The organism is Pseudomonas bijieensis, assembly GCF_013347965.1.
GTDB classification, from domain to species: domain Bacteria; phylum Pseudomonadota; class Gammaproteobacteria; order Pseudomonadales; family Pseudomonadaceae; genus Aquipseudomonas; species Aquipseudomonas bijieensis.
In genome coordinates this window covers 6,170,248-6,193,717 of sequence record NZ_CP048810.1, presented here as the reverse complement: position 1 = coordinate 6,193,717, position 23,470 = coordinate 6,170,248, and the positions used below count along the sequence as shown (strand labels likewise).

The 23,470-nt window shown below is 58.9% G+C and carries 21 protein-coding genes, 2 tRNA genes, 3 rRNA genes and 1 pseudogene; 15 read left to right on the top strand and 12 right to left on the bottom strand.

Annotation, left to right across the window (positions count from 1 at the left end):
• Nucleotides 1–114: 114 nt before the first annotated feature.
• Nucleotides 115–516, top strand: a complete 402-nt coding sequence (locus GN234_RS27625) for a lysozyme inhibitor LprI family protein (protein ID WP_116833087.1) — start codon at nt 115–117, stop codon at nt 514–516.
• A 116-nt stretch (nt 517–632) separates the two neighbouring features.
• Here GN234_RS27625 and rrf read toward each other — a convergent pair.
• The 5 genes from rrf to GN234_RS27600 form a co-directional block, all read right to left on the bottom strand.
• Nucleotides 633–748, bottom strand: a 5S ribosomal RNA gene (rrf, locus tag GN234_RS27620).
• 171 nt (nt 749–919) lie between these two features.
• Nucleotides 920–3,792: ribosomal RNA gene (locus tag GN234_RS27615) — 23S ribosomal RNA — on the bottom strand.
• Between the two features lie 248 nt (nt 3,793–4,040).
• Nucleotides 4,041–4,116: transfer RNA gene (locus GN234_RS27610), tRNA-Ala, on the bottom strand.
• Nucleotides 4,117–4,143: 27 nt separating this feature from the next.
• Nucleotides 4,144–4,219, bottom strand: a tRNA-OTHER gene (locus GN234_RS27605).
• Nucleotides 4,220–4,281: 62 nt separating this feature from the next.
• Nucleotides 4,282–5,809, bottom strand: a 16S ribosomal RNA gene (locus GN234_RS27600).
• Together the 16S, 23S and 5S rRNA genes with 2 tRNA genes alongside form the textbook arrangement of a ribosomal RNA operon.
• Before the next feature lie 683 nt (nt 5,810–6,492).
• Between GN234_RS27600 and rhtA the strand changes: the two genes are divergently transcribed.
• On the top strand, nt 6,493–7,383 hold the full coding sequence (gene rhtA, locus GN234_RS27595) for a threonine/homoserine exporter RhtA (protein WP_176689362.1): 891 nt from the start codon (nt 6,493–6,495) through the stop codon (nt 7,381–7,383).
• A gap of 168 nt (nt 7,384–7,551) precedes the next feature.
• Complete coding sequence (locus GN234_RS27590; protein ID WP_109756515.1) at nt 7,552–7,833, top strand: hypothetical protein; 282 nt, start codon at nt 7,552–7,554, stop codon at nt 7,831–7,833.
• Between the two features lie 6 nt (nt 7,834–7,839).
• Here the strand turns inward: GN234_RS27590 and GN234_RS27585 are convergent, their stop codons facing one another.
• Entirely contained in the window at nt 7,840–8,409 is a 570-nt protein-coding gene (locus tag GN234_RS27585; RefSeq protein ID WP_109756514.1) for a TetR/AcrR family transcriptional regulator, read from the bottom strand.
• A gap of 90 nt (nt 8,410–8,499) precedes the next feature.
• Here GN234_RS27585 and GN234_RS27580 point away from each other — a divergent pair, with 90 nt between their 5' ends.
• Both GN234_RS27580 and GN234_RS27575 read left to right on the top strand, forming a co-directional pair.
• On the top strand, nt 8,500–9,228 hold the full coding sequence (locus tag GN234_RS27580) for an SDR family oxidoreductase (protein ID WP_176689361.1): 729 nt from the start codon (nt 8,500–8,502) through the stop codon (nt 9,226–9,228).
• A 35-nt stretch (nt 9,229–9,263) separates the two neighbouring features.
• Entirely contained in the window at nt 9,264–9,854 is a 591-nt protein-coding gene (locus tag GN234_RS27575; RefSeq protein WP_176689360.1) for a 2-hydroxychromene-2-carboxylate isomerase, read from the top strand.
• Between the two features lie 9 nt (nt 9,855–9,863).
• Here GN234_RS27575 and GN234_RS27570 read toward each other — a convergent pair whose 3' ends face one another.
• The 5 genes from GN234_RS27570 to GN234_RS27550 all read right to left on the bottom strand — a co-directional run bounded on the left by GN234_RS27570 (nt 9,864) and on the right by GN234_RS27550 (nt 14,505).
• Nucleotides 9,864–11,672, bottom strand: coding sequence for an aminopeptidase P family protein (locus tag GN234_RS27570; RefSeq protein WP_176689359.1), 1,809 nt, complete (start codon nt 11,670–11,672; stop codon nt 9,864–9,866).
• Between the two features lie 45 nt (nt 11,673–11,717).
• Nucleotides 11,718–12,878, bottom strand: coding sequence for a cysteine desulfurase family protein (locus GN234_RS27565; RefSeq protein ID WP_163857590.1), 1,161 nt, complete (start codon nt 12,876–12,878; stop codon nt 11,718–11,720).
• A 159-nt stretch (nt 12,879–13,037) separates the two neighbouring features.
• Nucleotides 13,038–13,655, bottom strand: coding sequence for a LysE family translocator (locus GN234_RS27560; protein WP_176689358.1), 618 nt, complete (start codon nt 13,653–13,655; stop codon nt 13,038–13,040).
• A gap of 101 nt (nt 13,656–13,756) precedes the next feature.
• The gene (locus GN234_RS27555; protein WP_134925176.1) at nt 13,757–14,023 is read right to left on the bottom strand and encodes a hypothetical protein; all 267 of its coding nucleotides are present in this window, start codon (nt 14,021–14,023) and stop codon (nt 13,757–13,759) included.
• 116 nt (nt 14,024–14,139) lie between these two features.
• Nucleotides 14,140–14,505, bottom strand: coding sequence for an antibiotic biosynthesis monooxygenase (locus GN234_RS27550; protein WP_163857587.1), 366 nt, complete (start codon nt 14,503–14,505; stop codon nt 14,140–14,142).
• Between the two features lie 96 nt (nt 14,506–14,601).
• On the opposite strand from GN234_RS27550, the gene soxR reads away from it, so the two are divergent.
• From soxR to GN234_RS27500, 10 genes and pseudogenes are all read left to right on the top strand, one after another.
• Nucleotides 14,602–15,054, top strand: a complete 453-nt coding sequence (gene soxR, locus GN234_RS27545; RefSeq protein ID WP_163857584.1) for a redox-sensitive transcriptional activator SoxR — start codon at nt 14,602–14,604, stop codon at nt 15,052–15,054.
• A gap of 105 nt (nt 15,055–15,159) precedes the next feature.
• The gene (locus GN234_RS27540) at nt 15,160–15,618 is read left to right on the top strand and encodes a VOC family protein (RefSeq protein ID WP_003204037.1); all 459 of its coding nucleotides are present in this window, start codon (nt 15,160–15,162) and stop codon (nt 15,616–15,618) included.
• 218 nt (nt 15,619–15,836) lie between these two features.
• On the top strand, nt 15,837–17,051 hold the full coding sequence (locus GN234_RS27535; protein WP_109756505.1) for a PepSY-associated TM helix domain-containing protein: 1,215 nt from the start codon (nt 15,837–15,839) through the stop codon (nt 17,049–17,051).
• The gene (locus tag GN234_RS27530) at nt 17,030–17,590 is read left to right on the top strand and encodes a thiamine pyrophosphate-binding protein (protein WP_370873827.1); all 561 of its coding nucleotides are present in this window, start codon (nt 17,030–17,032) and stop codon (nt 17,588–17,590) included. The genes GN234_RS27535 and GN234_RS27530 overlap by 22 nt, the downstream gene beginning before the upstream one ends.
• Entirely contained in the window at nt 17,587–17,913 is a 327-nt protein-coding gene (locus GN234_RS27525) for a hypothetical protein (RefSeq protein ID WP_109756503.1), read from the top strand. The genes GN234_RS27530 and GN234_RS27525 overlap by 4 nt, the downstream gene beginning before the upstream one ends.
• On the top strand, nt 17,910–18,485 hold the full coding sequence (locus GN234_RS27520; protein ID WP_176689357.1) for a DUF6162 family protein: 576 nt from the start codon (nt 17,910–17,912) through the stop codon (nt 18,483–18,485). The genes GN234_RS27525 and GN234_RS27520 overlap by 4 nt, the downstream gene beginning before the upstream one ends.
• A gap of 35 nt (nt 18,486–18,520) precedes the next feature.
• Complete coding sequence (locus tag GN234_RS27515) at nt 18,521–19,450, top strand: metal ABC transporter solute-binding protein, Zn/Mn family (RefSeq protein ID WP_176689356.1); 930 nt, start codon at nt 18,521–18,523, stop codon at nt 19,448–19,450.
• Entirely contained in the window at nt 19,447–20,199 is a 753-nt protein-coding gene (locus GN234_RS27510) for a metal ABC transporter ATP-binding protein (protein WP_163857576.1), read from the top strand. Before GN234_RS27515 ends, GN234_RS27510 begins: the two co-directional genes overlap by 4 nt.
• Nucleotides 20,199–21,098, top strand: a complete 900-nt coding sequence (locus GN234_RS27505) for a metal ABC transporter permease (protein WP_176689355.1) — start codon at nt 20,199–20,201, stop codon at nt 21,096–21,098. The genes GN234_RS27510 and GN234_RS27505 overlap by 1 nt, the downstream gene beginning before the upstream one ends.
• A pseudogene (locus GN234_RS27500) lies at nt 21,099–21,986 on the top strand (metal ABC transporter solute-binding protein, Zn/Mn family); the annotation flags it as partial.
• Between the two features lie 257 nt (nt 21,987–22,243).
• On the opposite strand, the gene prpF reads toward GN234_RS27500, so the two are convergent.
• Nucleotides 22,244–23,443 (bottom strand): 2-methylaconitate cis-trans isomerase PrpF, encoded by a 1,200-nt coding sequence (gene prpF, locus GN234_RS27495; protein ID WP_176689354.1) that lies wholly within the window; start codon nt 23,441–23,443, stop codon nt 22,244–22,246.
• Between the last annotated feature and the right edge of the window lie 27 nt (nt 23,444–23,470).

The following is a 23,470-nucleotide window of genomic DNA, read 5'->3' as shown; positions in this document are numbered from 1 at the left end:
AGACCACGAGGCCAACCGGAAAGTTGTATCAGACTCTTGTTTAGCACTCGCTACCTTTAAAACTGCATGGGCGATGTAAACTCCCACGGCGTACCCCTCAAGGAGAGACCGAACATGTCCCCACGCTTGCTTATGGCCTTGATGCCGCTGCTTTTCTTCACTGTTGCCCAGGCCGACGACTGCGCCAACGCCACCACTCAAGGCGAAATGAACCAATGCGCAGCCAAAGAGAATAAGGCCGCCGACAACGAGCTGAACAGCTTGTACAAGCAGATCACAGCACGCCTGAAGGACAATCCCGAGGCCAAGCAAATGCTGGTCAAGGCCCAGCGTGCCTGGATAGGCTTCCGTGACGCCGAATGCAATTTTTCCGCCTCTGGGGTCGAGGGCGGCAGCGTGTATCCACTGATCTACAACAATTGCATCACGACCCAGACCAAAGCCCGGGTCGAAGCATTCAAGACCTATCTCAAGTGCAAGGAAGGGGATCTGAGCTGTCCAGTACCCGAGGCTTAAGGGCCACGATGTAAAAAAGGATGGCCCCACAGGTCATCCTTTTTTTGGCCAAGCTTTTTCTTGCAGGCAAAACAAAACCCCTACCTGCGTCAGCAGATAGGGGTTTCGGAATTTAATCTTGACGATGACCTACTCTCACATGGGGAAACCCCACACTACCATCGGCGATGCATCGTTTCACTGCTGAGTTCGGGATGGGATCAGGTGGTTCCAATGCTCTATGGTCGTCAAGAAATTCGGTAGCCGGTACGTGCCTTGCGGTCACGTGCCAGCGAATGGGTATGCGATAGATTTGTGTGCTGCGTTCGTGAGCGATGCGAACTTTCGGTTCGTGTCGTCTTCACACACCGCAATCTGGTCTCTTGGCCTTTGGCCTGGAGGATACAAATTGCTTGGGTGTTATATGGTCAAGCCTCACGGGCAATTAGTACAGGTTAGCTCAACGCCTCACAGCGCTTACACACCCTGCCTATCAACGTCGTAGTCTTCGACGGCCCTTCAGGGGACTCAAGGTCCCAGTGAGATCTCATCTTGAGGCAAGTTTCCCGCTTAGATGCTTTCAGCGGTTATCTTTTCCGAACATAGCTACCCGGCAATGCCACTGGCGTGACAACCGGAACACCAGAGGTTCGTCCACTCCGGTCCTCTCGTACTAGGAGCAGCCCTCTCAAATCTCAAACGTCCACGGCAGATAGGGACCGAACTGTCTCACGACGTTCTAAACCCAGCTCGCGTACCACTTTAAATGGCGAACAGCCATACCCTTGGGACCGGCTTCAGCCCCAGGATGTGATGAGCCGACATCGAGGTGCCAAACACCGCCGTCGATATGAACTCTTGGGCGGTATCAGCCTGTTATCCCCGGAGTACCTTTTATCCGTTGAGCGATGGCCCTTCCATACAGAACCACCGGATCACTAAGACCTACTTTCGTACCTGCTCGACGTGTCTGTCTCGCAGTCAAGCGCGCTTTTGCCTTTATACTCTACGACCGATTTCCGACCGGTCTGAGCGCACCTTCGTACTCCTCCGTTACTCTTTAGGAGGAGACCGCCCCAGTCAAACTACCCACCATACACTGTCCTCGATCCGGATAACGGACCTGAGTTAGAACCTCAAAGTTGCCAGGGTGGTATTTCAAGGATGGCTCCACGCGAACTGGCGTCCACGCTTCAAAGCCTCCCACCTATCCTACACAAGCAAATTCAAAGTCCAGTGCAAAGCTATAGTAAAGGTTCACGGGGTCTTTCCGTCTAGCCGCGGATACACTGCATCTTCACAGCGATTTCAATTTCACTGAGTCTCGGGTGGAGACAGCGCCGCCATCGTTACGCCATTCGTGCAGGTCGGAACTTACCCGACAAGGAATTTCGCTACCTTAGGACCGTTATAGTTACGGCCGCCGTTTACCGGGCTTCGATCAAGAGCTTCGCGTTAGCTAACCCCATCAATTAACCTTCCGGCACCGGGCAGGCGTCACACCCTATACGTCCACTTTCGTGTTTGCAGAGTGCTGTGTTTTAATAAACAGTCGCAGCGGCCTGGTATCTTCGACCGGCGTGGGCTTACGCAGCAAGTGCTTCACCCTCACCGGCGCACCTTCTCCCGAAGTTACGGTGCCATTTTGCCTAGTTCCTTCACCCGAGTTCTCTCAAGCGCCTTGGTATTCTCTACCCAACCACCTGTGTCGGTTTGGGGTACGGTTCCTGGTTACCTGAAGCTTAGAAGCTTTTCTTGAAGCATGGCATCAACCACTTCGTCACCCAAAGGGTAACTCGTCATCAGCTCTCGGCCTTAAGATCCCGGATTTACCTAAGATCTCAGCCTACCACCTTAAACTTGGACAACCAACGCCAAGCTGGCCTAGCCTTCTCCGTCCCTCCATCGCAATAACCAGAAGTACAGGAATATTAACCTGTTTTCCATCGACTACGCTTTTCAGCCTCGCCTTAGGGACCGACTAACCCTGCGTCGATTAACGTTGCGCAGGAAACCTTGGTCTTTCGGCGTGGGTGTTTTTCACACCATTGTCGTTACTCATGTCAGCATTCGCACTTCTGATACCTCCAGCAAGCTTCTCAACTCACCTTCACAGGCTTACAGAACGCTCCTCTACCGCATCACTTACGTGATACCCGTAGCTTCGGTGTATGGTTTGAGCCCCGTTACATCTTCCGCGCAGGCCGACTCGACTAGTGAGCTATTACGCTTTCTTTAAAGGGTGGCTGCTTCTAAGCCAACCTCCTAGCTGTCTAAGCCTTCCCACATCGTTTCCCACTTAACCATAACTTTGGGACCTTAGCTGACGGTCTGGGTTGTTTCCTTTCACGACGGACGTTAGCACCCGCCGTGTGTCTCCCATGCTCGGCACTTGTAGGTATTCGGAGTTTGCATCGGTTTGGTAAGTCGGGATGACCCCTAGCCGAAACAGTGCTCTACCCCTACAGTGATACATGAGGCGCTACCTAAATAGCTTTCGAGGAGAACCAGCTATCTCCGAGCTTGATTAGCCTTTCACCCGATCCACAGGTCATCCGCTAACTTTTCAACGGTAGTCGGTTCGGTCCTCCAGTCAGTGTTACCTAACCTTCAACCTGCCCATGGATAGATCGCCCGGTTTCGGGTCTATTCCCAGCGACTAGACGCCCTATTAAGACTCGCTTTCGCTACGCCTCCCTATTCGGTTAAGCTCGCCACTGAAAATAAGTCGCTGACCCATTATACAAAGGTACGCAGTCACCCAACAAAGTGGGCTCCTACCGCTTGTACGCATACGGTTTCAGGATCTATTTCACTCCCTCTCCGGGGTTCTTTTCGCCTTTCCTCACGGTACTAGTTCACTATCGGTCAGTCAGTAGTATTTAGCCTTGGAGGATGGTCCCCATATTCAGACAAAGTTTCTCGTGCTCCGTCCTACTCGATTTCACTTCTAAGATCCTTTCGCGTACAGGGCTATCACCCACTATGGCCGCACTTTCCAGAGCGTTCCGCTAAAATCAAAGAAGCTTAAGGGCTAGTCCCCGTTCGCTCGCCACTACTAAGGGAATCTCGGTTGATTTCTTTTCCTCAGGGTACTTAGATGTTTCAGTTCCCTGGTTCGCCTCTTGCACCTATGTATTCAGTACAAGATAACCATCTTATGATGGCTGGGTTCCCCATTCAGACATCTCCGGATCAAAGTCTGTTTGCCGACTCCCGAAGCTTTTCGCAGGCTACCACGTCTTTCATCGCCTCTGACTGCCAAGGCATCCACCGTATGCGCTTCTTCACTTGACCATATAACCCCAAGCAATCTGGTTATACTGTGAAGACGACATTCGCCGAAAATTCGATCTTGCTCATGAGAGCAACTCACAATTTTACCTTAGCCTGAGCCGTTACCAGTGAAAGTAACGTTCAGTCTATCTTTCTATCACATACCCAAATTTTTAAAGAACGATCTAATCAAAAGACTAGAAATCAACATTCATCACCCTGGGGTGGAATGCTCATTTCTAAGCTTTAAACGTTGTGCCAATCTGTAATGGTGGAGCCAAGCGGGATCGAACCGCTGACCTCCTGCGTGCAAGGCAGGCGCTCTCCCAGCTGAGCTATGGCCCCGTATCTTTACCGGGGACACCATGAAATTGGTGGGTCTGGGCAGATTCGAACTGCCGACCTCACCCTTATCAGGGTGCGCTCTAACCAACTGAGCTACAGACCCAATCGTCTTCTTCAATGAATCAAGCAATTCGTGTGGAGCTCATGGAGCAGCTGAGTCGTCGATTAGGAGGTGATCCAGCCGCAGGTTCCCCTACGGCTACCTTGTTACGACTTCACCCCAGTCATGAATCACACCGTGGTAACCGTCCCCCGAAGGTTAGACTAGCTACTTCTGGTGCAACCCACTCCCATGGTGTGACGGGCGGTGTGTACAAGGCCCGGGAACGTATTCACCGCGACATTCTGATTCGCGATTACTAGCGATTCCGACTTCACGCAGTCGAGTTGCAGACTGCGATCCGGACTACGATCGGTTTTGTGGGATTAGCTCCACCTCGCGGCTTGGCAACCTCTGTACCGACCATTGTAGCACGTGTGTAGCCCAGGCCGTAAGGGCCATGATGACTTGACGTCATCCCCACCTTCCTCCGGTTTGTCACCGGCAGTCCTTAGAGTGCCCACCATAACGTGCTGGTAACTAAGGACAAGGGTTGCGCTCGTTACGGACTTAACCCAACATCTCACGACACGAGCTGACGACAGCCATGCAGCACCTGTCTCAATGCTCCCGAAGGCACCAATCCATCTCTGGAAAGTTCATTGGATGTCAAGGCCTGGTAAGGTTCTTCGCGTTGCTTCGAATTAAACCACATGCTCCACCGCTTGTGCGGGCCCCGTCAATTCATTTGAGTTTTAACCTTGCGGCCGTACTCCCAGGCGGTCAACTTAATGCGTTAGCTGCGCCACTAAGAGCTCAAGGCTCCCAACGGCTAGTTGACATCGTTTACGGCGTGGACTACCAGGGTATCTAATCCTGTTTGCTCCCACGCTTTCGCACCTCAGTGTCAGTATCAGTCCAGGTGGTCGCCTTCGCCACTGGTGTTCCTTCCTATATCTACGCATTTCACCGCTACACAGGAAATTCCACCACCCTCTACCATACTCTAGCTCGACAGTTTTGAATGCAGTTCCCAGGTTGAGCCCGGGCTTTCACATCCAACTTAACGAACCACCTACGCGCGCTTTACGCCCAGTAATTCCGATTAACGCTTGCACCCTCTGTATTACCGCGGCTGCTGGCACAGAGTTAGCCGGTGCTTATTCTGTCGGTAACGTCAAAACACTAACGTATTAGGTTAATGCCCTTCCTCCCAACTTAAAGTGCTTTACAATCCGAAGACCTTCTTCACACACGCGGCATGGCTGGATCAGGCTTTCGCCCATTGTCCAATATTCCCCACTGCTGCCTCCCGTAGGAGTCTGGACCGTGTCTCAGTTCCAGTGTGACTGATCATCCTCTCAGACCAGTTACGGATCGTCGCCTTGGTGAGCCATTACCTCACCAACTAGCTAATCCGACCTAGGCTCATCTGATAGCGCAAGGCCCGAAGGTCCCCTGCTTTCTCCCGTAGGACGTATGCGGTATTAGCGTCCGTTTCCGAGCGTTATCCCCCACTACCAGGCAGATTCCTAGGCATTACTCACCCGTCCGCCGCTCTCAAGAGGTGCAAGCACCTCTCTACCGCTCGACTTGCATGTGTTAGGCCTGCCGCCAGCGTTCAATCTGAGCCATGATCAAACTCTTCAGTTCAAACATCTTTGGGTTTTGAGAAAACCCTAAACTTGGCTCAGCAATCGTTGGTTACATCTTTGATTTCTCGCGGAGTAACTTGTGATGCTGATAATCTGTTGACTAGCAGTCTGACTCCACAAGCACCCACACGAATTGCTTGATTCAGTTGTTAAAGAGCGGTTGGTTAAGAGCTTTCGTCTCAACCGAGGCGCGCATTCTACAGCGCCCGGTGTATCTGTCAAGCGGTTATTTTCAGAAGTTTTCGAAGTTTCGCTTGGGAAACATCAACAACTTCAACCACTTGCGCTTCCGATCTCTCGTTAGCGGGAGGCGAATTCTACAGCGTTACTCGCTGCTGTCAACACCTCTTTTTCACCGCTTTCGACCGAGAAGATCGAACCGCTGAAAAGGCCAAACCCACACTGCCCTATCAGCTACTTCCTGGCTTCGATGACCTGAAGCCCGACCCCTTCGAAACCTACTTAACTCATTGAATTTCAAGGAGTTTTCCGTTTCGACTGCGCCGGAAGTGGGGCGAATTATAGACGTCCAGAATTTGCCGTCAACCTCTAATTTGATTTTTCTATCTGTAATCCGAGAAGGCACTTAAATCTACCCAGGTATATAGACGGAATCACTTCATATGCGCAATATACTGCTCAACAAAGCCTCCCGCCTTTATTTCTGGACGACACCCCGTAATGACACCCCCTCCACATCGTAGCCTGGCCTCCACCCTCTATCCGGTTGCCCTGCTATTAATAGCCATGGCCTCTATTCAATCGGGAGCCTCCCTCGCCAAAAGCATGTTCCCGGTGGTAGGCGCACAAGGCACTACGACACTGCGGCTCATTTTTGCCAGTCTCATCATGCTGTTATTGCTACGCCCCTGGCGTGCCAAGCTCACCGCCCAATCCCTGCGTACCGTGATCGTCTATGGGATGGCATTGGGCGGCATGAATTTTCTCTTCTATATGTCGGTTCGCACCGTTCCACTGGGCATTGCAGTGGCACTGGAATTCACCGGCCCACTGGCAGTTGCCATTTACGCCTCGCGCCGGGCAATCGACTTCCTCTGGATTGCCCTGGCAGTGGCTGGCTTACTGCTGCTCATACCGACCGGGGCGACCACTGCCGGTATTGACCTGCTTGGGGCCGGCTACGCACTGGGCGCAGGTTTCTGCTGGGCGCTGTACATTCTGTTCGGCCAGAAGGCCGGCGCGGACAATGGTGTGCAGACCGCCGCATTGGGCGTGATGATCGCCGCTCTGTTCGTCGCACCTATCGGCATTGTGCATGCGGGCGCCGCACTGCTCACACCGAGCCTGATTCCAATCGCCATCGGTGTCGCCATCCTGTCCACCGCCCTACCCTATACCCTGGAAATGATCGCCCTGACCCGAATGCCAGCCCGCACTTTCGGCACTCTGATGAGCATCGAACCGGCAATCGCGGCCTTGTCAGGGCTTGTCTTTCTCCAGGAATACTTGTCCCTGGCCCAGTGGACAGCCATTGCCTGCATCATCCTGGCATCGGTCGGCGCAACGCTGACCATGGCCAACACCGCGAAACCTGTCGTCGCGGCAGATTGAAGCAGGATTTCAGGAAGGTCTGGTATTTGCCGTGCATTTAGGCCATGTTTAGGCCAGTAACCTAATGCCAGACATGGATTTTTTCATACAGGAAGTCATGAACGCGTCAAGCAAGAGCGAACATGATCGTACGTGGACACAAGATCCACGAAGATCATAAGGACGGGAATGAAACGAATTTTGATACTGATCGCCGTACTTGCAGTAGCGGGCTGTGCGGCAACGTCGAAAACTGAAGTCAAGCGCGGCAAGAAGAGTCTGCACATCAACTGCTCCGGCTTGTCCTCATCCTGGGAGCAGTGCGCCGCCAGCGCCGCCAACTCATGCGCTCCCAAGGGTTACAAAGTCATTGCCAAATCCGGCGACGCCGTCGAGGAGCCCGGGGATTATCCTTTCGGGCTCAACCCCGCTGGCTATACCAGCCGCAGCATGATCGTCATTTGTAAGTAGGCCACATCAGTCGAGCCCTTGTTCGGCCATTCGGCGACGGATTTCCTCATGGCTGGACTTGAGGACATCACGCTGGACCTGCGGCGTGACCAGCATCCGCGCAACAACCAACGCTCCCACACATTGAGACAGGATGGCCCAAGCCAGGCTGTCGCTCCCCAATATCCGCGCCCAGCTTTCGTGCAAACGACAAATCCATGTTTGCGCCGCCTCCCTCACCTGGACATCCGATCGTGCAATCTCAGCACCCAGCACCGGCAATGCACACCCGGCTTCGGGCTGCTCAACGTGGCTCATGCTCAAGTACTGCTTGAGACAGCGCTCCAGCTTCGTCGAGTCCATGGCACCGTCTCCGCTCAGGCGATCCAGGCTTTGGGCCAACTCCCGCTCAACGATGGCCTTGAAAAGCTCATCCTTGGATGAAAAATGGCTATAGAACGCACCGCCGCTCAACCCGATCGCTTTCATCAGGCCATCGACACCGACCGTGGAAAAACCCGATTTCTTGGCGGAAATGGCACTGCTGGCGAGTAGTTTCTCGCGGGTTTCCATTTTGTGATTGGCTGAATATCGCATGGTCCTGCTCCTGAATTACTCACCTTGACGCTTGCCGGATCTTAGCATAACGTCCGTTTAGTTAACGATCGTTTACCAATGAGGCAGACCATGAATAACAAGAAGGTCGTACTGGTTGTTGGCGCGGGCGATTCCACCGGCGGAGCGATTGCCAAGCGTTTTGCGCAGGAAGGTTTTGTTGCCTGTGTTACCCGTCGCAGCGCCGACAAACTCCAGCCACTGGTGGATGGAATCCGCGCTCAAGGTGGGGAAGCCCACGGGTTTGCCTGTGATGCGCGCAAAGAAGACGACGTGATTGCGCTCATCGAGCAAATCGAGGATCAGATCGGTCCGATCGAAGCCTTCGTGTTCAACATCGGCGCCAACGTTCCGTGCAGCATTCTCGAAGAAACCGCGCGCAAGTATTTCAAGATCTGGGAGATGGCCTGTTTCTCAGGTTTTCTCAATGCGCGGGAAGTGGCCAAGCGCATGGTCACCCGCCAGCGCGGGACGATCCTGTTTACCGGGGCAACGGCGGGATTGCGTGGCGCTTCGGGGTTCGCCGCATTCGCAGGCGCCAAGCACGGCATCCGGGCATTGGCCCAGAGCATGGCCCGTGAACTGGGGCCGCTGAATATTCATGTGGCTCACGTAGTGGTGGACGGTGCCATCGACACCGACTTCATCCGCGATAACTTCCCGGAAAAATATGCCACCAAGGATCAGGACGGCATCCTGAACCCTGAACACATCGCCGACAATTATTGGTACCTGCACAGCCAACCCCGCGACGCCTGGACCTTCGAATTGGACCTGCGCCCTTGGAACGAACGCTGGTAAACCCGCCCCTTTAAAACAACAAGAGAGCAGATACCATGAGCAAATCGATGGAGTTTTACTTCGATCTCGGCAGCCCGACCACGTACCTGGCCTACACCCAGTTGCCGACGCTGTGCGCACAGACCAACAGCCAGTTGATCTATCGTCCGATGTTATTGGGCGGCGTCTTCAAGGCGACCGGCAATGCCTCACCGGCAACAGTGCCGGCCAAGAACCCTTATCTGTTCAAGGATCTGAATCGCTTCGCCAAGCGCTACGGCGTCGCCTTCCAGTTCAATCCACACTTTCCCATCAATACACTGCAGCTGATGCGCGCGGTGACCGGCATGCAACTGCGCCATCCCGAACGCTTCGAGGCTTTCGTCGATTGCCTGTTCCGCGCCTTTTGGGTGGACGGCCGCAACCTCAATGACCCGGCGACTGTCGCAGCGGTCCTGAACGAAGGCGGTTTCGACGCCGACCATGTGCTGGCCCTGACGAACGACGAGCAGGTCAAGCAAACACTCAAGAGCGCCACCGAAGCAGCCATCGGACGAGGCGTGTTCGGCGCCCCGAGCATGTTTGTCGGCGACGAGCTGTTCTTCGGCCAGGATCGGCTGGACTTCGTCCGTGAAGCCCTCGCCTGATCCTCTACCTCAAATCGCCATCGTCCGGGTGTTGAGCCACTGCAGTGCGTCGCCGTCCAGCAACGGGCTCAAACGACGCAGAACCTCGGCGTGGTAGGCGTTGAACCAGTCTTTTTCGTCCTGGGTCAGCAACGAAGGCTCCAGGCAGCGGGTGTCGATCGGGCAAAGGGTCAGGGTTTCGAACTCGAGGAACTCGCCGAACTCGCTGCTTCCGGCTTCGCGGTTCAACACCAGGTTCTCGATACGCACACCCCAGCGACCGGGACGATAAGTGCCCGGTTCGATGGAGGTGATCATGCCTGCCTGCATCGCCGTTTGCGGCGCGGCAGCGGCTTGATAGGCAATCACCTGCGGGCCTTCGTGAACATTGAGGAAATAGCCGACGCCATGGCCAGTGCCGTGGCCGTAATCCACTTGCTCCGCCCAGATCGGTGCGCGGGCGATGGCGTCCAGCAAGGGCGAAAGAATACCCCGCGGAAATTTGGCCCGGGACAGGGCAATCACGCCTTTGAGCACCCGCGTGCAGTCACGCTTCTGCTCAGCGGTCGGTGTTCCGACCGGCACCATGCGAGTGATGTCAGTGGTGCCGCCCAAATACTGGCCGCCGGAGTCGATCAGTAACAGGCCATCACCTTCGATGACCGCATGGGCTTCTTCCGTGGCATGGTAATGAGGCATCGCGCCGTTGGCGTTAAAGGCCGCGATGGTATTGAAGCTCAGGGAGACGAAGTCCGGCCGGCGCATGCGAGCGGCGGTCAGGTGCTCATCGATGGTCAGTTCGGTGATGCGTTCGCGTCCCCAGGCGCTCTCCAGCCAGGCGAAGAACTCACAGAGTGCCGCGCCGTCCTGCTCCATGGCACGACGGATGTGCTCGGCGTCGGCCAGGCTTTTGCGGGACTTGGCCAGCGTCGTTGGATTGAGACCTTCGACCAGTTTCACGCCGCTGCCCAGATTATCCAGCAAGCCGACCGTCACCCGCGCCGGGTCGATCTGCAGGCTCGCGCCGTCCGGCACTTCGCGCAACGCGGCGGCGGCCTCACTGTAATCGCGCAGGGTCACGCCGTCCTGCTCCAGAACGGCACGCAGCGGTGCGTCAACCTTGTCCAGGGCCACGAACAACGTGGCTTGTTGCTGGCTGATCAAGGCAAAGGAAACGAACACGGGGTTGAACGACACATCCGCACCGCGCAGGTTGAACAACCAGGCGATGTCATCCAGCGTGGCGATGAAATGCCAGTCGGCACCGCGCTCCTGGAGGGATTCGCGCAACTTGGCGAGTTTTTCGACGCGGCTCACGGTCGCCTGGGGTGGCAAATGGGCGTAGACCGGTTGATCCGGCAAGCTTGGGCGATCAGTCCAAGCCTCCTCGAGCAAATCGATATCGGTGCGCAACCGCGCGCCACGTTCGGCAAGCTTGCCCCCTAGGGTACGGGCCGATGCGACGGCCATGACCGCACCGTCGACCGCGACTACCCCACCCTCGGGCGTTTGTTCGGCCAGCCAGTCCAGGGGGCCGGGCTGGCCTGGGATCAGCTTGACCAGCTCGATACCGCTGCCCTCCAGTTCCTTGGTCGCCTGCTCCCAATAACGGCTGTCAGCCCAGACGCCGGCGAAATTGCCGGTCACGATCAAGGTACCCACCGAACCGTGGAACCCCGACAGCCATTGTCGCCCCTGCCAATAGCCCGGCAGGTATTCGGAAAGATGCGGGTCGGCCGATGGCACCAGCAGTGCGTGAATGCCCTCTCGGCTCATCAGTTGGCGGATTCGGGCCAGGCGCTGGGGAACCAGTCCATGGGGCAAAGGCTCGGTGCTCATTGTTTCTCCTGCTCATTGATATTGTTGTTCGATGCCGAAGACGGCTTACGTGGCCCAGAATGCTGGCGCAGCCGCGCACGCCGCCGTGATCAGCCGCACCGCCTCGTCGATATCCTGTTCGGTGGTAAAGCGACCCAGGCTCAAGCGAATGGTCCGCCCCGCCGCGCGGGCATCGTGCCCCAGGGCCAGCAGCACATGGGACGGGGTGTTCTGTGCTGAATTGCAGGCCGAGGTCGCGGAAAATGCGATCGATGCGCCCAATGTCGCCGGATTGAACTCACCTTCGTTGAACGTCAGGCTCAGCGTGTGAGGAATCCGGCGGCTCGCACTGCCGTTGATACGCACACCGGGCAAGGCCAGTAGCGGCTCGAGCAAACGATTGCGCAACCGGGCGATTTTAGCGAGTTCTTCGTCGAATGCCGCGGCTGCCAGTTCGAATGCAGCACCCATGGCTGCGATCTGATGCGTCGCCAGGGTCCCGGAGCGCAAACCGCCTTCATGTCCACCGCCATGAATCTGCGCCGACAGCCGTGGCCGGGCCCGGTCGCCGACGTAAAGCGCGCCGATGCCCTTGGGGCCGTAGATTTTATGCGCGGAAAAAGACATCAGGTCCACCGGCCAGCGAGACAGGTCGATCTGCACCTTGCCGGCGCCTTGGGCCGCGTCTACATGGAACAATGCACCGTGTTCGCGAACGATCTCGCCAATGGCGATGACATCGTTGACGGTACCCAACTCATTGTTCACCAGCATCAGCGACACCAGGAACGTGTCTTCGCGCAACGCCTCACGAACCGCTTGCGGACTGATCAGGCCCTCGGCGTCCGGTGCGAGCCAGGTTACGGCGACGCCACTTTCCTCGAGCTGGCGTGCTGTATCGAGAATCGCCTTGTGTTCGATCCGGCTGGTGATGACATGGCCGGCAGAACCTGCGCGCGCCTGGGCCACCCCCTTGAGGGCCAGGTTGTTGGATTCCGTGGCGCCGGAAGTCCAGACGATCTGTTCGGGCTCAGCCCCCACCAATTGCGCCACCTGCCGCCGCGCACGCTCCACCGAGCGCCGGGCCTCCTGGCCGAAGGCATGGGAACTGGACGCCGGGTTGCCAAAGTTGCCGTCAAAGCCCAGGCACTCGACCATGACCCGGATGACCCGCTCATCCACCGGCGTGGTGGCGGCGTAATCGAAATACAAAGGACGTTTATTCATAGGAAACTCGTAGAGCCTGCTCCGGGATCAGGCGCCCTCGTTGGGTTCGAGACTAGCAATACCTGATCAAAGACCTTAAAGAAGTCGGACTTCGTTTAAAAGTGCGTAGGAACGCTCCTGAACAGCGAGCTTAGCAGGCATCGCGTCGAAGCTCAGCCCTCAACTGATGCTTTCGAGCAACAACGGATACAACGAAGCGACCAACAACAGCGCCATGCCCCAGTTGAACACACGCAACCAGCGACGATCACGCAGCAGGTTGCGCAACAGGCTGCCGCATACCACCCACAGGCTCACACTTGGCAGGTTGATCAAGGCAAACACCGCCGCAATCACCAGCACATTGAAGAAGTAACCCTGGAGTGGCGTGTAGGTACTGATGGCACCGATGGCCATGATCCAGGCCTTGGGATTGACCCATTGGAACGCCGCTGCGCCCCAGTAGCTGATCGGCGTATTGTCGTTCCCCGGCTGGCCTTCCGAAACCGGGCCGGAGTGGGCTATTTTCCACGCCAGGTACAACAGGTACGCCGCGCCGATGTAGCGCAACGCGGTATAGAGCAGTGGATAAGTCTGGAACACCGCGCCCAGGCCGAGGCCCACCGCCAGCACCAGGGAAAAGAACCCGCAGGTGATACCGAGCATATGCGGAATGGTGCGGTTGAAACCGAAATTGACACCCGAAGCCAACAACATGGTGTTGTTAGGGCCTGGCGTGATCGAGGTCACCAGGGCAAACAGGGCGAAGCCCAGCAACAGGTCAAGCGAAAGGGTCATGTCAGGACAATCCATCGGGCGGTGAGTCAGGTGATGACCCTACCCCACGTCCTGCCGGCGTCCCATGGACAGTTGAGCAAAACTTCGAGCGGTACAGTCTTTCAGCTCGACCGACCAGGCTGTTGCACGGCCCGCTCAGCACTCATCTCGCCCCGGTCGTCGAAGCCAACGTTCTTTTGTGCCGTGCCAAGCAACTCGGCCTTTTTCGCGTGATACTCCTCGAAGGAGAGGCCGCGACGATTCAAGGCCTCCAGCGCAAGTTCGCGAGCTTCGTCGGCGGTGTAAGGACGCAGCTCCGGAGACGAGGAGGCACAGCCGCTCAATACGGTTGCAGTCAACAGCAGTAAAACAGCGAGGGTACGGTTCATGGCAGGTGTCCGGTGTTCTGGAGTTGGGCGATGAACAAAGGCTACCCGCCAGCCCTGCGCGGCAGAAATCAACCCTCTCGATAGTGGCTATTGCCTATGCGGATCGGTCGCCGCGCTCAGTCGACCAACTGGCAATGCAGAGCGTTGTCCAGACTGCGCTCGATGTTGCGTAGCACCTGGAACGAACCGAACGTCACGGCTTTGGCTCGGTGTACCTGGATCAGCCGCCAGAAATCCTGCTCGCCACTTTCGAAGCTTCGAAGCGCCGCCTCGCCTGCCTCGCGGGTTCGCCACTGCAAATAGTTGAGCACGCGCCGACCATCCTCGCTGACCTGGATGCTGGCACTCAGGAACCCCTGGTGGTCCCGGGCCAGGCGTTCGGTCTGCTCCGACAAGGCCGTTACCAGCGCCTGCTGCCATTGAGGCTCGATGTCGAATTCCATCAGTTGGGTGAAGCTGCGATTGTTCCTTGGTGATTGCATGAAAGGTCCCCTATGCAGGTAAGGCGAATCTTGCGATCCGAAGACGTGCAGGGTAAAACCTCTAGTTAACTTAAGGTCAAGCAGTGAATTGAAGCGATGACGCAGATTGATGTCCACAAGGAACTCACCGTCGGCCAAGTGGCCGCCCGCAGCGGTGTGGCGGTCACCGCCCTGCACTTCTATGAAGCCAAGGGACTGATCAAAAGCACGCGTAACCCGGGCAACCAACGTCGTTACCCACGGGCGGTATTGCGCCGCGTGGCGCTGATCAAGGTCGCCCAGCGCCTGGGCATCCCCTTGGCGGAAATCGGCGAGGCCTTGAAGAACCTGCCGGACAACCGCGCCCCAACCGCCGTCGACTGGCAGACCTTGTCGGCGCAATGGAGCCAGGACCTGGACGAGCGCATCAACCAATTGGTGGCACTGCGCGATCGACTCAACGGTTGCATCGGCTGCGGATGCTTGTCGATGGAGGCCTGCCCACTACGCAATCAGGGCGACGCGCTGGGCAAACAAGGGCCGGGGGCGCACCTACTGGAACAGCCGTGAAGCGTTCGTCGGGGCATGAGCCCGTCCACGGCTGCTGACCTATAGTGGATGGGCGCAAATCGACGAAGACTCTCTTCGCCTCCCATAACAACAAGGAGAAACGTCATGGGCGTCAAAGCCATTCCCGAAGGTTTCCATAACATCACGCCCTACCTGGGCATTCAAAAAGCCGCCGAAGCCATCGACTTCTACAAAAAAGCCTTCAATGCCACCGAGGTCATGCGCCTGGCCATGCCCGACGGAGGCATCGGCCACGCCGAACTGCGGATCAACGGTTTTCCGATCATGCTCGGCACGCCTTGCGACCAAGGCCCGCTGAGCAACCCGGACCAATCGCCATCGGTCGGCCTGCATTTATATGTCGAGGACGTGGACAGCGCATTTGCCCAGGCCATTGCCGCCGGTGGCACGGTGATTTCCGAGGTCAAGGACCAATTCTACGGAGATCGCACCGGCACCTTGAAAGATCCCTATGGGCATCTGTGGTTCCTCGCGACGCACAAGGAGGACCTGAGCCAGGAACAGATCGAGCAACGGGCCAGGGAAATGTTTCAACAAGGCTGACCGTTCCTGTGGCCAGGGGCTTACTCCCTGGCCACAAAAGACACTGACACTAAACGCGAAACATTTTCTTTCATCTTCCCCTTCAGGATTGCGATCGCTCGTTCGTCTTAATTAGATGCAGCAGGCCGCGTCGGCAAAAGCCACGGTCCGCTTTTTTCGGTTCATGGTGTTGCGAAGCCCGTAATACGGAACCTTTCATCGAATCAAGACGTTCAATCATGTCGAAGAAGTCCCGCTCCAAACTCTGGTTCCTGGTGCACAGCTGGCTGGCATTGCCCATCTGGTTTTTCGTGCTCATCGTCTGCGTAACCGGCACCCTGGCGGTGGTCAGCCAGGAGATCGTCTGGTTGGCCAACCCCGACATGCGGGCCAGCAAGCCCTCGGACGAAGCCCCGCTGCTCAGCTATGACCAGGTGATCGCCGCGATCAAGCAGGCCCAGCCGCAAACCCAGGTGCAAAGCATCATCCGCCCGGACGAGTCGCATTTTGCCCTGGAAGTCGGCGTGACCTACCCCGACGGACGCCCCGACACGGTCTACGTCAACCCGTACAGCGGCGTCATCCAGGGCTCGGCGCCGACATTCAACTTCCAGGCCTTCACCCGCGCCCTGCATGGCTGGTGGCTGGTGCCGTTCACCAACGGCTACAGTTGGGGCTGGTACCTGGTGTCGTTCCTGGGCCTGCCCTTGCTCGCGTCCCTGGTGACCGGGCTGGTGGTCTACAAGCGTTTCTGGAAAGGCTTCCTCCGTCCGACCTTGCGGATCCGTCATGGTGCACGGATTTTCTGGGGGGATTTCCACCGGCTCAGCGGTATCTGGTCAATCTGGTTCATCGCGGTCATCTCTGTCACCGGCACCTGGTTCCTGATCCAGGCCTTGCTGGGCGACAACCAGATCTCCATCTCCAGCGAACCGGTCATCCCGGTGGTGGCCCGTGAAAACGTGCCGTTGTCCGTCGATGGCCAGGCGCCGCCGCAGTTGAACCTGGACCGGGCCATCGAAATCGCCCAGCAACGCATCCCAGGACTGGAAGCGAGTTTCATCAGCCTGCCGGGCAATGCCTACAGCCATCTGGAAATCGGCGGCCGCGGTTGGTATCCATTGATGTTCCAGACCGCCACCATCAACCCCTACAACGGCGACGTGGCCGCCTCACGGTTGCTGTCGGACCGCACGACCCTGGAGTTTGTCACCGAATCCATGCGGCCCTTGCACACCGGGGACTTCGGCGGCCTCTGGATCAAGCTCATCTGGTTTTTCTTCGGTTTGCTCCTGAGCATGATGGTCCTCAGCGGGCTGCTGATCTGGACCAAACGCACGGCCCTGGCCACCGCCAATGCCTTCAAGCGTAGCCAGAAACCCAACCGGGGCGCCCGAATTGCCCAGGCACTGCAACCGTCCGTCCACCGCGAATCGTCGGAGGGCAGCCTGTGAACCCGTCCAATACCGTTTCATCGCCGTCGCGCCTGAGCCTGTTCTGGCATAAATGGCGCTTCCACCTCAACGTGTTGTTGCTGCTGATCCCCCTGGGGTTCATGCCCAAATACCTCTCCGAAGCGGCACTGTTCCGCGGTGATGCCGGGCTTGGCGAGCGGGACGTCGGCGAAGTCCAGGTCGGTCCCTGGAGCCTGCGCCTGGCGGAGTTTCGCAACGAAGCCCCACGCGTCCAAGGGCCTGCCGGGCCGATGAAGCACTTCAACGCCGCCCTGTGCCAAAGCTGTATCGGCCAGGTCAAGGCCACTTACCTGCGCATTGGCAAGCCCCGGAGCCTGCGGGCCGCCGGGGTGATTTTCTTCGGTTCGCCCTACCGCATGGGCGCCTTGTTGCCGGTCCCGCCAAAGACCCAGCCCGATGCCGAACTGTGGATAACCCTCGAGGGTTGGGACGGTTCGATGCATCAGGCCTCCATTCCCCTGAACCAGGCCTCCCCGGCCACCGTCGCCTGGCTGAAGCACCAAGGAGCCAAACCATGACCCTCCGCGCCTTATCCAAGGGCCTGGCGCTGCTGTTCTGCGCAGGCGCAAGCACCAGCGTCCTGGCCCACAACCCGATGTGCGAATGCAAGGCCATCGACGCCGAGCAGATCCAATGCACCGGTGGCTTTTCCGACGGCAGCGGCGCGCCCGGAGTGACGCTGGACGTGATCGGTTACGACGAGACCATCCTCGTCCCGGGCAAGCTCGGGGCCGACTCGAAGCTGACCTTCAAGAAACCCAACGCTGAATTCTACGTGCTCTTCGACGCCGGCCCCGGCCACGTGGTGGAAATCGACCAAGCCGACATCGAGGCCCCATGAACAACGCCACGACTCAAGTCATCCGCCCCGCCGGCGCGGGGCATGAAACCCTGTACGTGTTGCTGTTGTGCCTGGTCATCGTGCTGGTGGCCGGGGCCGTGGTGGCCTGGCATGGCAAAGCCGAAGACACCCCTCACCTGGCCTCGAACCAGCTCGACGCCCGCCGCGACCTCAGCGCCGCCGAACAAGGTATCTATGCCGACCTGCGGGTGACCCTGGATGAAATCCGCTTGTTGCGCGAAGACCAACACACCCTGCCCGCCCCCCAGGCCCTCGCTGAAGAAGGCTTCGCACCGTTCGCCCAGGACGCCAGTTCCGTCAGCCGCGGTGGCCACGCCTGGCAACAGCTGGAAGACCGGGCCTACATCGGCGCCAGCGCCAATCCGTCCGTGGCTGGTTCGTTTCTGATGCGCATCAGCGAAGCGTCCGACGCCGCTCCCGACATCTGGCTCAATCGCGGCAACGGCCTCACTGCCCCCACCGCGCTGGACGACTCCACTTTGTCAGCCGCCGGCTGGCAACAGATCGTCGCGCAATTCGACGCCGGCGTAACCCGCCAGCACCGGCACTGATCCCACGCCCTTATTCGAGAGAAGACCCTTCGCCCATGCCTATTGCCTCTCCTCGCCGCCCCTTGCTGCGCCTGCTGCTGATCGGCCTGCTGGCCTGCCTGCTCACCCCACACGCCAGCGCCGAAACGGCCAAGCGCCTGCGCATCGGCATCACCCTGCACCCTTATTACAGCTACGTGGCGAACATCGTCGGCGACAAGGCCGAGGTGGTGCCGCTGATCCCGGCCGGTTTCAACCCCCACGCCTATGAGCCCCGGGCCGAAGACATCAAGCGCATCGGCGGCCTCGACGTGATCGTGCTCAACGGCGTGGGCCACGACGACTTCGCCGACCGCATGATCGCCGCCAGCGAAACCCCGAACGTGAAGGTGATCGAAGCCAACGAAAACGTGCCCCTGCTTGCCGCCACCGGCACCGCCGCACGAGGCGCAGGCAAGGTCGTGAACCCGCACACGTTCCTGTCCATCAGTGCCTCCATTGCCCAGGTCAATAACATCGCCCGGGAGTTGGGCAAGCTCGACCCGGACAACGCCAAGGCCTACACCCAGAATGCCCGCGCCTACGGCAAGCGGCTGCGCCAGATGCGCGCAGCCGCCCTGGCAAAGCTGACCCAGGCGCCCAACGCCGAGTTGCGGGTCGCCACGGTGCATGCCGCCTACGACTACCTGTTGCGCGAATTCGGCCTGGAAGTGACCGCCGTGGTCGAGCCGGCCCACGGCATCGAACCGAGCCCCAGCCAATTAAAGAAAACCATCGACCAACTGCGCGAGCTGGACGTGAAAGTGATCTTCTCGGAGATGGATTTCCCGTCCACCTACGTCGACACCATCCAGCGTGAATCAGGCGTGAAATTGTACCCGCTCTCGCATATTTCCTACGGCGACTACAGTGCCGAGAAGTACGAAAAGGAAATGGCCGGCAACCTCGACACCGTGGTCCGGGCGATCCAGGAGTCCGGCGCATGACCGTCCCGGAAACCCTCACCCTGAATCACGTCGGCCCCTCCATTGAGTTCGCCGATGTCAGTCTGAACCTGGGCCGTACCACCATTCTCGACAGCGTGGCATTCCAGGTGAAGCCCGGCAGCATCCATGCCTTGGTGGGCCCTAATGGCGGCGGCAAGAGTTCGCTGATCAAGACCTTGCTGGGGCAGATGCCGCACCAGGGACGCTTGAGCCTGCAATGGCCGGGCGAACCTGGAGTGATCGGCTACGTGCCCCAGGCGCTGGAGTTCGACCGAGGTCTGCCCATGACCGTGGACGATTTCATGGCGGCGATGTGTCAGCGACGACCGGCCTTCCTCGGCCTGAGCAAGCATTACGCCGACGCCATCGGCCAGGCTTTGGAACGGGTGGGCATGCAGGATAAACGCAAGCGGCGCATGGGCGCGCTGTCCGGCGGCGAGCGCCAGCGCGTGTTGCTGGCCCAGGGATTGATTCCTGCCCCGCAGTTGCTGGTGCTGGATGAACCGATGTCGGCCCTGGACGAGGCTGGCATCCAGGTGTTCGAACGGTTGCTGCAGGACTGGCGTCAAGCCGGGATCACCGTGCTGTGGATCGAACACGACCTGGAAGCCGTCGGGCGCCTGGCCGACCGTGTCACTGGCTTGAATCGTCGGGTGCTGTTCGACGGCCCGCCACGCCAGACCCTGACCCCGGAGCGCTTGCTGACGCTGTTTTCCACCCATCCACGCACGAACGGGAGCGCCGCCTGATGAGTTACGAAGCCTTTCGTTTGCTGGTCCAGGGCTGGGCTTCGGCCGGTTACCTGCCCGAAGCACTGGCCTACGGGTTCGTGGTCAATGCGTTGCTGGCCGGGCTGTTGATCGGCCCGGTGCTGGGCGGCCTCGGCACGCTGGTGGTGGTCAAGCGCTTCGCGTTTTTCTCCGAGGCGGTGGGCCATGCGGCGCTGACCGGCGTGGCGGTCGGCATCTTGCTCGGCGAACCCTACACCGGGCCTTATGGCAGCCTGTTCGGTTATTGCCTGCTGTTCGGCATCCTCCTCAATTACCTGCGCAACCGCACTGGCCTGGCGCCGGACACGCTGATCGGCGTCTTCCTCTCGGTGTCCCTGGCCCTGGGTGCCAGCCTGCTGTTGATCCTGGCCGGCAAGATCAATGTGCACATCCTGGAAAACGTCCTGTTCGGCTCGGTGCTGACGGTCAATGGCAATGACCTGCTGGTGCTGGCGGTGGTCGGCTCATTGGTGATGGCCCTTGCCTTGCCGCTCTATAACCGCATTATGCTCGCCAGCTTCAACCCGCAACTGGCGGCGGTACGCGGGGTGGCGGTCAAGACCCTGGACTACTTGTTCGTGGTGCTGGTGACGCTGATCACCGTGGCGGCGGTGAAAGTCATCGGCGCCATCCTGGTGGGCGCGTTGCTGGTGATTCCGGCAGCCGCGGCGCGCCTGCTCAGCCAATCGCTGAAAGGCTTTTTCTGGTGTTCAGTGCTGATCGCCACCGTCAGCACCTTGTGCGGGATTCTCGCGCCAATTGTGTTCGACCTGCCGATCCCGTCCGGTGCCGCGATCATCCTGGTGGCCGGCATCGCCTTCGCCCTGTCCGCCGTCGCCCGTGGCGTCGTCCCCAGCCTCAAAGGGAATCTTGGATAAATGGTTTTTTCATTGCGACAACTGACCCTGGCCGTAGCGCTGTGCAGCGTGGCCGTCACCTCGTCATTTGCCGGCGAAAAAGTGCGTCTGCTGGCATCGCTGCCGGTCACCTACGGATTGAGCGAAGCCTTGCTCAAGGGCACCGACGTCAGCCTGGAGCGAGCCGCCCCCGCCAATCTGCCCGGCACCCGCCAGAGCGCCTATTTCAGCGGTCGTGGTGCACCGGCCCTGAGCAAACTGGCCGGCGAGGCCGACGGGGTGATCGGCCTGCGCTCGCTATGGCCGGACGATCCGCTGTACCCCATGGCCCGCCGCAGCAATATTCGCATCGTCGAAGTCGACGCCGCCCGCCCGGTGGACGGCGCCCTGCCCGGGATTGCCGTGCAACCGGGCATGGCCGACGGCCTGGCGAGCCAGCCGTGGATGGCCAGCCATAACCTGGGACGCATGGCCGACGTGATCGCCGCCGACCTGGTGCGCCTGGCTCCAGCGGCCAAACCGAAAATCGATGCCAACCTGGCGGCCCTCAAGCAACGCCTGCTCAAACTCAGCGCCGACAGCGAAAAGCGGCTCGCCAGTGCCGACAACTTGAGCGTGGTCAGCCTGAGCGAACATTTCGGCTACCTGATCAGTGGACTCAATCTCGACGGGATCAGCACCGACGCCCGGCCCGACGCCGACTGGACAGCCGAAGCCCTCAAGCAATTGACCGCCATGTTGAAAGACAACGACGTGGCGCTGGTACTGCATCATCGCCAGCCTTCGGATGCCGTGAAGGCAGCCATTACCGAGAGTGGCAGCCGCTTGCTGGTGCTGAGCACCGACGCCGCTGACCCCGTGGCAGAGCTGGAAAATAATGTGGGATTGGTTGTCGCGGCACTGACAGGGGGGCTGACTGCTGGAGTGCGATCCACTGTGGGAGCGGGCTTGCTCGCGAAAGCGGTGTGTCAGGCGACATCAATGCTGACTGTGCCGGCCTCATCGCGAGCAGGCTCGCTCCCACAAGGGATTTGCGGTGGACCCAGAACTCAAACCCATCTCAGATTAATTTGTGGAGCCGAGCTTGCTCGCGATTGCGGTGGATCAGCTTGCATCAATGTTGAATGTTTGACCGCTTTCGCGAGCAAGCCCGCTCCCACAGGTTTTTATGTCAGTTCAGGACATCCCCCTGGCACCCGCACAAACCCTTCCATCAACACCCGTGCGCTGCGGCTCATGATGGCTTTGTTCACGGTCCATTCGCCATTTACCTGGCTGGCCTCGGCACCGACGCGCAAGGTGCCGGACGGGTGACCGAAACGTACGGCGTTGCGTTCGATACCGCCAGCCGCCAGGTTCACCAAGGTGCCGGAAATCGCTGCAGCCGTGCCGATGGCGACCGCCGCGGTGCCCATCATGGCATGGTGCAGTTTGCCCATCGACAGGGCACGTACCAACAAGTCGACATCCCCAGCCGCCACGGCTTTTCCGCTGGATGAAATGTAATCCGCCGGCGGTGCGACAAACGCCACTTTCGGCGTGTGCTGACGCTGGGCGGCTTCGTCCAGGTGTTTGATCAAGCCCATGCGCAAGGCGCCGTGGGCACGGATGGTTTCGAACATCGCCAGCGCCTTCGGATCGCCGTTGATCGCGCCCTGCAACTCAGTGCCGGTGTAACCGACGTCCCGGGCATTGATGAAAATAGTCGGGATCCCGGCGTTGATCAGGGTCGCCTTGAAGGTGCCGATGCCAGGCACCTCAAGGTCGTCCACCAGGTTGCCGGTGGGGAACATCGAGCCACCCCCGCCCTCCTCCTCGGCCGCCGGGTCCAGGAATTCCAATTGCACTTCAGCCGCCGGAAAGGTCACGCCGTCGAGTTCGAAGTCACCGGTTTCCTGCACCGCGCCGTCGGTGATCGGCACATGGGCAATGATGGTCTTGCTGATGTTGGCTTGCCAGATCCGCACCACGGCCACGCCGTTTCTCGGGATGCGAGCGGTGTCCACCAAACCACTGCTGATAGCGAACGAACCGACCGCCGCCGAGAGGTTGCCGCAGTTGCCGCTCCAGTCCACGAACGGCTTGTCGATGGACACCTGACCGAACAGGTAATCGACATCGTGATCGGCCCGAGTGCTCTTGGACAGGATCACCGTCTTGCTGGTGCTGGACGTCGCGCCGCCCATGCCATCGATCTGCTTCTCGTACGGGTCGGGGCTGCCGATCACCCGCAGCAACAGGGCATCCCGGGCCGGGCCGGGGACGCGGGCCGCTTCGGGCAGGTCCTGCAAGCTGAAGAACACGCCTTTACTGGTGCCGCCACGCATGTAGGTAGCGGGTATTCTGATTTGCGCTGCGTGAGCCATGATGCTCCTCAAGCGGACACGCAAGGT

Excerpts from the sequence above, each read along its gene's own strand:
- GN234_RS27540 (WP_003204037.1), top strand. The coding sequence starts at position 15,160 with ATGGGCGTCAAAGCCATTCCCGAAGGTTTCCATAACATCACGCCCTAC.
- GN234_RS27535 (WP_109756505.1), top strand. The coding sequence starts at position 15,837 with ATGTCGAAGAAGTCCCGCTCCAAACTCTGGTTCCTGGTGCACAGCTGG.
- GN234_RS27580 (WP_176689361.1), top strand. The coding sequence starts at position 8,500 with ATGAATAACAAGAAGGTCGTACTGGTTGTTGGCGCGGGCGATTCCACC.
- GN234_RS27625 (WP_116833087.1), top strand. The coding sequence starts at position 115 with ATGTCCCCACGCTTGCTTATGGCCTTGATGCCGCTGCTTTTCTTCACT.
- GN234_RS27575 (WP_176689360.1), top strand. The coding sequence starts at position 9,264 with ATGAGCAAATCGATGGAGTTTTACTTCGATCTCGGCAGCCCGACCACG.
- prpF (WP_176689354.1), bottom strand. The coding sequence starts at position 23,443 with ATGGCTCACGCAGCGCAAATCAGAATACCCGCTACCTACATGCGTGGC.
- GN234_RS27510 (WP_163857576.1), top strand. The coding sequence starts at position 19,447 with ATGACCGTCCCGGAAACCCTCACCCTGAATCACGTCGGCCCCTCCATT.
- GN234_RS27515 (WP_176689356.1), top strand. The coding sequence starts at position 18,521 with ATGCCTATTGCCTCTCCTCGCCGCCCCTTGCTGCGCCTGCTGCTGATC.
- GN234_RS27585 (WP_109756514.1), bottom strand. The coding sequence starts at position 8,409 with ATGCGATATTCAGCCAATCACAAAATGGAAACCCGCGAGAAACTACTC.
- GN234_RS27520 (WP_176689357.1), top strand. The coding sequence starts at position 17,910 with ATGAACAACGCCACGACTCAAGTCATCCGCCCCGCCGGCGCGGGGCAT.
- soxR (WP_163857584.1), top strand. The coding sequence starts at position 14,602 with ATGACGCAGATTGATGTCCACAAGGAACTCACCGTCGGCCAAGTGGCC.
- GN234_RS27570 (WP_176689359.1), bottom strand. The coding sequence starts at position 11,672 with ATGAGCACCGAGCCTTTGCCCCATGGACTGGTTCCCCAGCGCCTGGCC.
- GN234_RS27555 (WP_134925176.1), bottom strand. The coding sequence starts at position 14,023 with ATGAACCGTACCCTCGCTGTTTTACTGCTGTTGACTGCAACCGTATTG.
- GN234_RS27505 (WP_176689355.1), top strand. The coding sequence starts at position 20,199 with ATGAGTTACGAAGCCTTTCGTTTGCTGGTCCAGGGCTGGGCTTCGGCC.
- GN234_RS27565 (WP_163857590.1), bottom strand. The coding sequence starts at position 12,878 with ATGAATAAACGTCCTTTGTATTTCGATTACGCCGCCACCACGCCGGTG.
- rhtA (WP_176689362.1), top strand. The coding sequence starts at position 6,493 with ATGACACCCCCTCCACATCGTAGCCTGGCCTCCACCCTCTATCCGGTT.
- GN234_RS27525 (WP_109756503.1), top strand. The coding sequence starts at position 17,587 with ATGACCCTCCGCGCCTTATCCAAGGGCCTGGCGCTGCTGTTCTGCGCA.
- GN234_RS27560 (WP_176689358.1), bottom strand. The coding sequence starts at position 13,655 with ATGACCCTTTCGCTTGACCTGTTGCTGGGCTTCGCCCTGTTTGCCCTG.
- GN234_RS27590 (WP_109756515.1), top strand. The coding sequence starts at position 7,552 with ATGAAACGAATTTTGATACTGATCGCCGTACTTGCAGTAGCGGGCTGT.
- GN234_RS27550 (WP_163857587.1), bottom strand. The coding sequence starts at position 14,505 with ATGCAATCACCAAGGAACAATCGCAGCTTCACCCAACTGATGGAATTC.